Origin of the sequence: Achromobacter sp. UBA5777, assembly GCF_002418565.1 — a bacterium.
GTDB lineage: Bacteria > Pseudomonadota > Gammaproteobacteria > Burkholderiales > Burkholderiaceae_B > Achromobacter > Achromobacter animicus.
On sequence record NZ_DIEJ01000114.1, the window covers coordinates 1 to 9,367 of the forward strand.

6 protein-coding genes and 2 pseudogenes are annotated in these 9,367 nt (G+C 67.7%); 4 read left to right on the top strand and 4 right to left on the bottom strand.

Annotated features, from left to right (window positions below):
* Positions 1-348 (bottom strand): annotated as a pseudogene (gene minC / locus B3446_RS08470) (septum site-determining protein MinC); the annotation flags it as partial.
* Positions 349-508: 160 nt separating this feature from the next.
* Positions 509-2,275, bottom strand: coding sequence for a glutamine--tRNA ligase/YqeY domain fusion protein (locus B3446_RS08475; RefSeq protein WP_291379754.1), 1,767 nt, complete (start codon positions 2,273-2,275; stop codon positions 509-511).
* 136 nt (positions 2,276-2,411) lie between these two features.
* Here B3446_RS08475 and B3446_RS08480 point away from each other — a divergent pair, with 136 nt between their 5' ends.
* Complete coding sequence (locus B3446_RS08480) at positions 2,412-3,755, top strand: cytochrome ubiquinol oxidase subunit I (protein ID WP_191577733.1); 1,344 nt, start codon at positions 2,412-2,414, stop codon at positions 3,753-3,755.
* Complete coding sequence (locus B3446_RS08485) at positions 3,752-4,807, top strand: cytochrome d ubiquinol oxidase subunit II (protein WP_291379756.1); 1,056 nt, start codon at positions 3,752-3,754, stop codon at positions 4,805-4,807. The genes B3446_RS08480 and B3446_RS08485 overlap by 4 nt, the downstream gene beginning before the upstream one ends.
* 65 nt (positions 4,808-4,872) lie before the next feature.
* Here B3446_RS08485 and recQ read toward each other — a convergent pair whose 3' ends face one another.
* Both recQ and B3446_RS08495 read right to left on the bottom strand, forming a co-directional pair.
* Complete coding sequence (recQ, locus tag B3446_RS08490) at positions 4,873-6,702, bottom strand: DNA helicase RecQ (protein ID WP_291379758.1); 1,830 nt, start codon at positions 6,700-6,702, stop codon at positions 4,873-4,875.
* A 92-nt stretch (positions 6,703-6,794) separates the two neighbouring features.
* Positions 6,795-8,132 carry a fimbrial protein gene (locus B3446_RS08495; protein ID WP_409558321.1) on the bottom strand — a complete coding sequence of 446 codons (1,338 nt, stop codon included), beginning with the start codon at positions 8,130-8,132 and terminating at the stop codon, positions 6,795-6,797.
* A 219-nt stretch (positions 8,133-8,351) separates the two neighbouring features.
* Between B3446_RS08495 and B3446_RS08500 the strand changes: the two genes are divergently transcribed.
* Entirely contained in the window at positions 8,352-9,053 is a 702-nt protein-coding gene (locus B3446_RS08500) for a response regulator (RefSeq protein WP_008158717.1), read from the top strand.
* Positions 9,053-9,367: pseudogene (locus tag B3446_RS08505) on the top strand (ATPase); the annotation flags it as partial. The gene B3446_RS08500 and the pseudogene B3446_RS08505, both read left to right, overlap by 1 nt.

The following is a 9,367-nucleotide window of genomic DNA, read 5'->3' on the forward strand; positions in this document are numbered from 1 at the left end:
CGGCGGCGCCGTGTCCACCACGGGGGCGGGGCGCGCGGCGGGCGTGGACAGCTCGACCGGCGTCAGGCCGGCATCGCGCGCGGCCTGCAGATTGGCGCCCTCGGCCACCACGCCGATCGGGGGCAGGTTATGGCCGCGCAGCGACGCCACCAGCGCCGGCCAGTCGATCTTTTCCTCGACCCGGCTGGCGTCGATGACGACGGGCTCGTTTTCAAAGAAGCTGCCGGCATCCGCCATGCGCTTGGCCAGCGCTGCGTTCAGGCGTTCGGGATCAGCGCTATGCAAAACCACCCGGATGGCATACAGGGTGGCGCTCTTGAAGTCCAGGGCTAGGGATTCAGTGTTCATCTTGATTGTGGCTGGCGGTCCGGGCGGCGAAAAACGGCGCGCGCAACCGGCTGCGGGATGTCGGGGATGATAACCCGCCGGGGGCGGCCTGCGCCGGGCGCAGGGCGAAAGAAAAAGGCGCCACAAGGCGCCTTTTCCCGGTATTGCGCACGCGGGCGCGTCAGCCTTGCACCCACGAATCGCGCAGGGTCACGATGCGGTTCAGCACCGGCGCGTCCGGCGTCGAGTCCTTCAGGTCAGCCGTGAAGTAGCCCAGGCGCTCGAACTGCCAGGTCGCGCCCGGCGTGGCCACCGTGCCCGGTTCCAGCCAGGCCGTGACGGTCTGCTTGGAGTTGGGGTTCAGGCAGGCCAGGAAGTCCTTGTCGCCGCCGTCCGGACGCGGATCCGCGAACAGGCGGTCGTACAGGTGGATCTGCGCGGGCACCGCGTGTGCCGCGCTGACCCAGGTGATGTTGCCCTTGACCTTGACGCTGTCCGCGCCCGGGGTGCCGCTCTTGGTGTCGGGCAGGTATTCGGCCTGCACTTCGACGACCTCGCCGGCCTCGTTCTTGGTGAAGCCGGTGCAGCGCACGACATAGCCGTACTTCAGACGCACCGTGTTGCCCGGGAACAGGCGGAAATACTTCTTGGGCGCTTCCTCGCGGAAGTCGTCGCGCTCGATCCACAACTCGCGCGACAGCGGGAACTCGCGCACGCCGGCTTCGGGGTCGTGCGGATTGCGCGGCGCGGTGCAGGTCTCGGTCTGGCCTTCCGGGTAGTTGGTGATGACCAGCTTGATGGGGTCCAGCACGGCCACCGAACGCGCGGCGATGGGGTCCAGGTCGTCGCGCACGGCCTGCTCGAGCAGGCTGTAGTCGATGCGCGAATCGGACTTGGAAACGGCCGTGCGGTCGCAGAACAGGCGGATCGACGCGGGCGTGTAGCCGCGGCGGCGCAGGCCGAAGATGGTGGGCATGCGCGGGTCGTCCCAGCCGTCCACATGGCCTTCCTTGACCAGTTGCAGCAGCTTGCGCTTGCTGGTGACGACGTAGCTCAGGTTCAGGCGGGCAAATTCGTACTGGTGCGGCAGCGGCTGGGCCAGCTTGCCCAGTTCGGCCAGGCGCGTCAGGATCCAGTCGTAGAACGGGCGCTGGTCTTCGAATTCAAGCGTGCAGACGCTGTGCGTGATGCCTTCCAGCGCGTCTTCCACCGGGTGCGCCCAGCTGTACATCGGGTAGATGCACCATTGGTCGCCAGTGCGATGGTGCGTGGCGTGGCGGACGCGATACATGACCGGGTCGCGCAGGTTGATGTTGGGCGACGCCATGTTGATCTTGGCGCGCAGCACCAGGCTGCCGTCCGGATGCTTGCCGTCGCGCATTTCGCGCAGCAGCGCGATGGACTCGGCGGCCGGGCGGTCGCGCCAGGGCGAATCCGTGCCGGGTTCGGTCAGCGTGCCGCGGTTGGCGCGGATTTCTTCCGCGCTCTGTTCGTCGACGTAGGCGTGGCCGGCTTCGACCAGGGCTTCGGCAAACTCGTACATATAGCCGAAGTAGTCGCTGGCGAAGTACAGGTTCTCGCGGCCGTCGGCCTTCCAGTCAAAGCCCAGCCAGTGGACGGCCTCGATGATGGCGTCGACGTACTCCTGGTCTTCTTTCTCGGGGTTGGTGTCGTCGAAACGCAGGTGACAGACGCCGCCGAAGTCGCGCGCCAGGCCGAAGTTCACGCAGATGCTCTTGGCGTGGCCGATGTGCAGGTAGCCGTTGGGCTCCGGCGGAAAACGCGTGCGGATGCGCGCCGGGTCCGCGTCTCCCTGCTGCTGCATGGCCGCCGGGCCAGGCTTGCCCGCCCAGCGCTTGCCCTGGAAGCGGTTGGCTTCGAGGTCGTCTTGGACGATGTTGAGCAGGAAGTTTGATGCGGCGGGGGTCGGCGTCGGGGCGGTGGTCATTCTTGAAAGAATAGGAAAAAGCAGCGACAAAGCGTCAATTTTGCCACGTTCCGCAGCGCGGCCATTTTTGCCACGCCTTCAACCGGTTTCGATCGGCCCCCATAGTCATGTAACTGGCTCTACACTACGGGCCATTATGGATATCTCGACCCTATCCCTGGCCCGGGCGCAGTTTGTGGCCAGCCTTAGCTTCCTGGCGCTTTTCTTAGCCGTCTCCCTGGCGCTGGCCTGGGTGCTGCTGTTCTTCAAGATCCGGGCCCGGTGGTCCAGCCACGGTGGCTGGACGGCGGCCTACCGCTTCTGGGTCCGCATCTTTGCGCTGTCCTTCGTGTTGACGCTGGCCGCCAGCGTGCCCGTCCTGATCCAGATCGGCAGCCTGTGGGCGGGCCTGATGGACAAGATCGGCAACGTGGCCGGTCCGCTGCTGGGCTACGGCATCCTGTCCGTCTTCATCCTCAAGTCCTGTTTCCTGGGCGTCATGCTGTTCGGCCAGCGCCGCGTGTCCGATGGCGCGCACACGCTGGCCGTCCTGATGGTGGCGGCCGGGCAGCTCGTCGCCGTGTTCTGGGTGCTGGCCCTGCAATCGTGGATGCAGACGCCGGACGGCGCGCTGCTGGTCGATGGCCGCTATCAGGTCTATGACTGGCACAAGGTCGTGCTCAACCCCTCGGTTGGCTGGCGCATGGCGGTGGTGATGGTCGGCGCGGCGCTGGCCGCCTCGTTCCTGATGATGGGCGTGACCGCGCTGCAGGCGTTGCGGCGGCCGCTGGGCGAGGGCGAGCGCAGCGCGTTCAAGACGGCGCTGGTGGTGGCCGTGGTGGCCGCGTTCCTGCAGGTGCCCGTGGCGACCGGCGCGGGTCAGATGATGGCCAAGCTGCAACCGGCCAAAGCCGCGGCCGCGGCGGGCTTCTGGGAAAGCGGCCCCGTGCCGCAACTGGTGCTGTTCGGCTGGCCCGACGCGCGCGGGCACGTCAACGAAGGCGACCTCACGATCAACAACGCCGGCGGCATGTGGCTGCATCGCAATGCAGACGGCACCTACCAGGGCCTGGACAAATATTCGGGCATGCTGCCGCCGGTGGCGCTGACCTTCTGGTCGCTGCGCGTGGCCGTCGGCCTCGGACTGCTGATGCTGGCCGTGGCGTGCGTGACCTTCCTGTGGACGTTCCGGCGCGGCATGGACCCGTCTGTCCTGCCGCCGTGGTGGCAGCGGGTCCTGTGCGGCATGATGTTCTCCGGCGGCATCGCCGTCGTGGCCGGCTGGTGGGTCTCCATCATCGGGCTGCAACCCTTTGTCGTGAATGGCACCGTCACGCAATCCGAGGTCCTGGGCTCGGTGCCCTCTAGCACTGTGCTGTACGGGCTGGCTGGTTACGGGGTGCTGTACGCGCTGCTGCTGGCCGCGTTCGCCGGCATGCTGTTCCATGCGGCGCGCTACGGCGTCGTGCCTGTGCGCAAGCTGAGCGGAGGTGCGCCATGATCGCCATGCTGGCTGCGTCGCAGGGCCTGAGTCCTGACGATCCTTCGTTTTGGATGCCGCTCGCCTTCATGGCGCTGCTGTTTGTCGTGATTGCCGCGGGCATGGTCCTGGACGGCTTCGACCTCGGCGTGGGCATCCTGCTGCAGATCGCGCCGGAACACGAGCGCGGTCGCATGATGAGCCTGCTCAGCCCGTGGCGCGACGCCAACGAGTTCTGGCTGCTGCTGGGCATGGGGCTGTTTGCGGCGGCGTTCCCCTTCGCCTGGGGCGCCGTGCTGGGCAAGCTTTATGGGCCCCTGACGTTCATGGTGCTGGGCGTGGTGCTGCGCAGCGTCGCCTTCGAATTCCGCATCCGCGCCCGCAACGAAATGAAGCCGCGCTGGATCTTCGCGTTCTGGATTGGCTCGGTCATCACCGCATTCGGGCAGGGCGCGCTGCTGGGCCGCATCGCCACGGGCTACCAATCCGACGCGGGCTATGGCTGGTTTGCGATGTTCGTGGGCCTGTGCGCGGTGGCCGCGTACGTGTTGCTGGGCGCGTCGTGGCTGGTCATGCGCGTCGAGGGCGACCTGCAGCGCCGCGCGGCCAACTGGGCGCGCCACGCGATCCGCTGGACCGCCGTGGGTATGGTGGCGATTGCGGTCACGCTGGGTCTGGCCAACGCCGGCATCTTCTACAAGTGGAGCAACATTGCCCACCTGAGCCTTGCGGCGTCGGTGTGGGTGCTGATGCTGGCCGGCTTCGTGGCCGCGGAAATGCTGTTGGCCCGGTTGCCGGGCCGCGCCGACCGCTTCAGCTGGCTGCCCTTCGTGCTGACGGTGGCGCTGTTCCTGCTGATGCTGAGCGGGCTGGCGTACAGCCTATTCCCGTACCTGATCCTGGACGACATGACGCTGTGGGACGGCGCGGGCGCGCTGGGTTCGATGCGGCTCGTGATGGCGGGCGCCGTCGTGGGGATTCCGGTGGTGCTGGTGTTCAACATCCTGGCGTACCGGTCGGTCTTCGGCAAAGAGCGCCGCCCTGTGCCGCTGCTGCCGCCGCCGTCGTACTAAGCGATTCAAGGCGGGGCGGATTGCCGGACCGGCATTCCGCCCGGGCTCCTGGTGCTAGCCGGGCGCTACAGCACCGGCCGCGCCACCCGCTGCAGGATTTCTTCGCCGTAGGCTTCCAGCTTGCGGGCCCCCACACCGTTGATGTGGCTCAGTTCGTCCATGGACTCGGGCTGCGCCAGCGCGATCTCGCGCAGCGTGGCGTCGTGGAAGATCACGTAGGCAGGCACGCCGTGGCTCTTGGCGACTTCGCCGCGCCAGGCGCGCAATGCCTCAAACACCGGCTGCAGTTCGGCCGGCAGGTCGATCGCCGCCGCCTTGGGCCGTCCGCTGCCCGTCTTGCCGGAACGAGGCTTCTTTTCGGATTCGCGCCGCAGCATGAGTTGGTGCTCGCCCTTGAGCACCGCGCGGCTGCCTTCGGTCAGGGCCAGCGTGCCGAAGCCTTCGTTGTCCACGGTCAGCAGGCCCTGCGCCAACAGCTGGCGCAGCACGCCGCGCCACGCGGTGTCGGAGAGGTCGGCGCCCACGCCGAACACGCTGAGCGACTCGTGGCCATGCTGCTTGGTGCGGTCGGTGACCTTGCCGCGCAGGATGTCGATGATGTGGCCGGCGCCGTAGCGCTGGCCACGTTCTTTCCAGAGCCGGTACACGGCTGACAGCACCTTCTGCGCCGCCACCGTGCCGTCCCACGCCTGCGGCGGGTCCAGACAGACGTCGCAATTGCCGCAGGCGGTGATCTGTTGCCCAAAGTAAGCCAGCAGCCGCACGCGCCGGCATTCCACCGTTTCGCACAGGCCCAGCATGGCGTCGAGCTGTTGGCCCAGGCGCCGGCGATAGGATTCGTCGCCGGGCGATTCGTCGATCATGCGGCGCTGCTGCACCACGTCTTGCAGGCCATAGGCCAGCCAGGCCGTGGCGGGCAGGCCATCGCGGCCGGCGCGGCCGGTTTCCTGGTAATAGCCTTCGACGGACTTGGGCAGGTCGATGTGCGCCACGAAGCGCACGTCAGGCTTGTCGATGCCCATGCCGAACGCAATGGTGGCGACCATGACCACGCCGTCCTCGCGCAGGAACCGCGATTGGTTGGCCGCCCGGATCTGGGGGCTGAGGCCCGCGTGGTAGGGCATCGCATCGATGCCCTGATTGCACAGGAATTCGGCCGTTTCTTCGACGCGGGCGCGCGACAGGCAGTACACCACGCCGGATTCGCCTTCGTGCTCGGTGCGGATCATGTCCAGCAACTGCTTGCGCACCTCGTTCTTTTCGACGATGCGGTAGCGGATGTTGGGACGGTCGAAGCTCGAGACGAAATGGCGCGCTTCGTCCAGGGACAGGCGCTGCGCGATCTCGGTGCGAGTGACGGCGGTGGCGGTGGCCGTGAGCGCGATGCGCGGCACGTCGGGCCAGCGCTCGTGGAGCATGGACAGGCCCAGGTATTCGGGCCGGAAGTCATGACCCCACTGCGACACGCAGTGCGCTTCGTCGATCGCGAACAGGGCGATGCGGCCGCGGTCGAGCAGTTGCAGGCAGCGGTCGGTCAGCAGGCGTTCGGGCGCGACGTAGAGCAGGTCAAGCTCGCCATCCAGAAAGGCCTGCTCCACCTCGCGCGCCACCCGCCAATCCTGCGTGGAATTCAGGAACGCCGCGCGCACGCCCAGTTCGGTCAGCGCGTCGACCTGATCCTGCATCAGCGCGATCAGGGGCGACACCACGATGCCAGTGCCTTCACGCACCAGCGAAGGGATCTGGTAACAGAGCGACTTGCCGCCGCCCGTGGGCATGAGCACGAGCGCGTCGCCGCCGCCGATCACCTGATCGACAATGGCTTGCTGGTCGCCGCGGAAGGATTCGTAACCGAAAACGCGCTGCAACACGCCGAGGGCGCGCGCGTCAGACATGGGGGTAGGCCGGAAGCATCATGGCAGCGATTTTAAGCCCCAAATCCCGACCGCCCGTTCCGGAGGGAGATTTTGGCCACGCTATCCGGCACTTACCAGCTGAGCCAAGTGCCGCGCATGAAGGTGTCGACGGGCATGCTCAGGTTGGCGCGCCAGCCGTAGTCGCCCGTTACGATGTCGCGGTCGGCGCCGACGGCCAGCTTGACCTTCGGGGCGACGAACATGCTGTGGGACAGCCCCACGCGCTGCTCGGCCAGCACGGAGCCTTCGCGCAGCCCGGAATACGTGCCGCTCAGCGTGCCCCAGCCGGACAGGGGGACGCCTGCCGACACGGTATTGCGCGTCTGGGCCGTGGAGGCAACGCCGTCGGAATAGGTGGACAGGTCGCCGTAGCCCGCGCCGATCTGCTCGTTGGTGTAGCCCAGCGTCACGGTGTCGGCTACATCGATGCTGTAGCCGAAGCGGTAGCGATAGCCGCTGGCCGCATCAAACGTGCTTTGCGTGGCGCCGGCCCGGAAGGTGCCGAACTCGCCGGCGTTGTACGTGGTGCCCACGCCGCGGGTGGTCAGGGACGGGGCGCTCTGCATCTGGCCTTCGACCGTCACCACTGGCGTCAGCCCGTAGCGCACACTGCCGCTGCCGACGGACGCGCCGTAGTCCACGGCGCCGGACTTGGCGGCCGGGTCCATCAGGTTCAGTTTGCCCACCGATGACGAGTAGCCGAAGCCGCCCTCGGGCAACGTGGCGCCGCTGCCGCCCCAGTTGGCGATCTGCAGTCCGCCCACCGGCGCGCCGCTGCCCCACGCGGGCGCATTCGGATTGACGTTGCCCACGGTGAGGGAAGGGCCGACGGTGTTGTTGTAGACCCAGTTGCGGCTGCCCCCATAGCGCAGGCCATCCAGTCCGCTGACGGACGAGAACCAGGGGCGCGAGGGGCGGGAAACCCCGGAAATCACCACCACGGGTATTTTCGGCAGATCGCCGTCTTCCAGCGCAAACGAGTAGTCCGGCGGGATGTCGGCGGCGGAAGCCGGCGTTGCCAGCGGATCGCAGGACAGCGGGACCGTCGGGGCGTTGCCCGTCAGGCCCATGCCGGTGCCGGGGATGAAGCCTTCAGCCGGGTCCTGTGCGCCATCGCGCACCGTGGTGTCCATGCCGGGTTCCGTCGCATGCAGGTCGCACGGCGTCGGGTCCAGCGGCACGGCGCGCTCGTCCAGCGACGGGGCAGGGCGCACCGGCAGGGATTGAACCGGCGAGAGCACGCCGATGCCGCGCGCCACGCGCGTGACGTCGCCCGCCGGGGGCGGCGTCCAAGTAAAAGGGGACACGTCGGGCTCGTCACCAAAAGCGGGCGCCAGCGGCCAGGCCAGGCCCGCCGTCAGCGCCGCGTGCAACAGCCCTCTGCGCCAGGGGTTAGCTGTGGCGGCCATGGGGACAGTGTAGGGAGCACCCTGCCGGGCATCTGTAAACGATCTTTAGGAAAGTCCACGAAGGGCGGCAGGCGAAGCGCCATTCTAGGGCTTGTTCGGGGGCGCGGGCACCCCCGTTGCAAAAAGCCCGACACATCATCCGTACATCGTGCAACGGGTATATTTCAGATGATTTCCCGCCCCTTGCGGGCGACGGCGACGCGCCGCACTATGACGCCCATGGACAATTCCCACACCAAGCTGCTGGTCGTCGACGACGATCCGGCGCTGCGCCAATTGCTGGCCGACTACCTGAACCGGCATGGCTACGACACGTTGCTTGCCCCGGACGCGACCGACCTTTCCTCGCGCATTACCCGTTACGCGCCCGATCTGCTGGTGCTCGACCGCATGCTGCCCGGCGGCGACGGCGCCGATGCCTGCCGCCGCCTGCGCGAGCAGGGCGAGGACATTCCCGTCATCCTGCTGACCGCGCGCGACGAAGCCGTGGACCGCATCATCGGCCTGGAGGCCGGCGCTGACGACTACGTCGGCAAGCCCTTCGATCCCCGCGAACTGCTGGCCCGAATCGAGGCCGTGCTGCGCCGCAAGCGCGGCCCGTCCGCGCTCACCAAGGACGCGCCGGTCTCGTTCGGCCCGTTCGTGTTCGATCCGTCCACGCGTCAGCTGTCCCGCGACGGCACCGTCGTCAAGCTGACGGGCGGCGAGATCAACCTGCTTGAAGCCCTGGTGCGCAACGCCGGCAAGCCGCTGTCGCGCGAACGCCTGCTGGCGCTCGCCCGCGACGACGATGCCGGCGAACGCAACGACCGCGCGATCGACATCGCAATCCTGCGCCTGCGCCGCGTCATCGAAGACGATCCCAAGCAGCCGCGATGGATCCAGACCGTCTGGGGCATCGGCTACCGGTTCTCGCCCTGATGCGTTTTTCCCCCGGCATTCTGGTGCCCCGCTCGCTGCGGGCACGGCTGATCCTGCTGATCCTGGGATCCGTGCTGCTGACGCAGGCCGCCACGTTGGTGACCGTGTCGTACTTCCGGCACAAGTTCATGGAAGACGTGGCCATCGGCTACATCGTCACCACCATCCGCACCCTGCGGGCCGCCGTGTCCCAGGTGCCGGCCGAAGACCGCGCCGATTTCGTCCGGACCGCGTCGCAGAACCAGTGGCGGTTGTGGTCGCGCGTGCTGCCCGCCGAAGCCAAGCTGCAACGCTTCAACGGCCGCCGTCCGCCG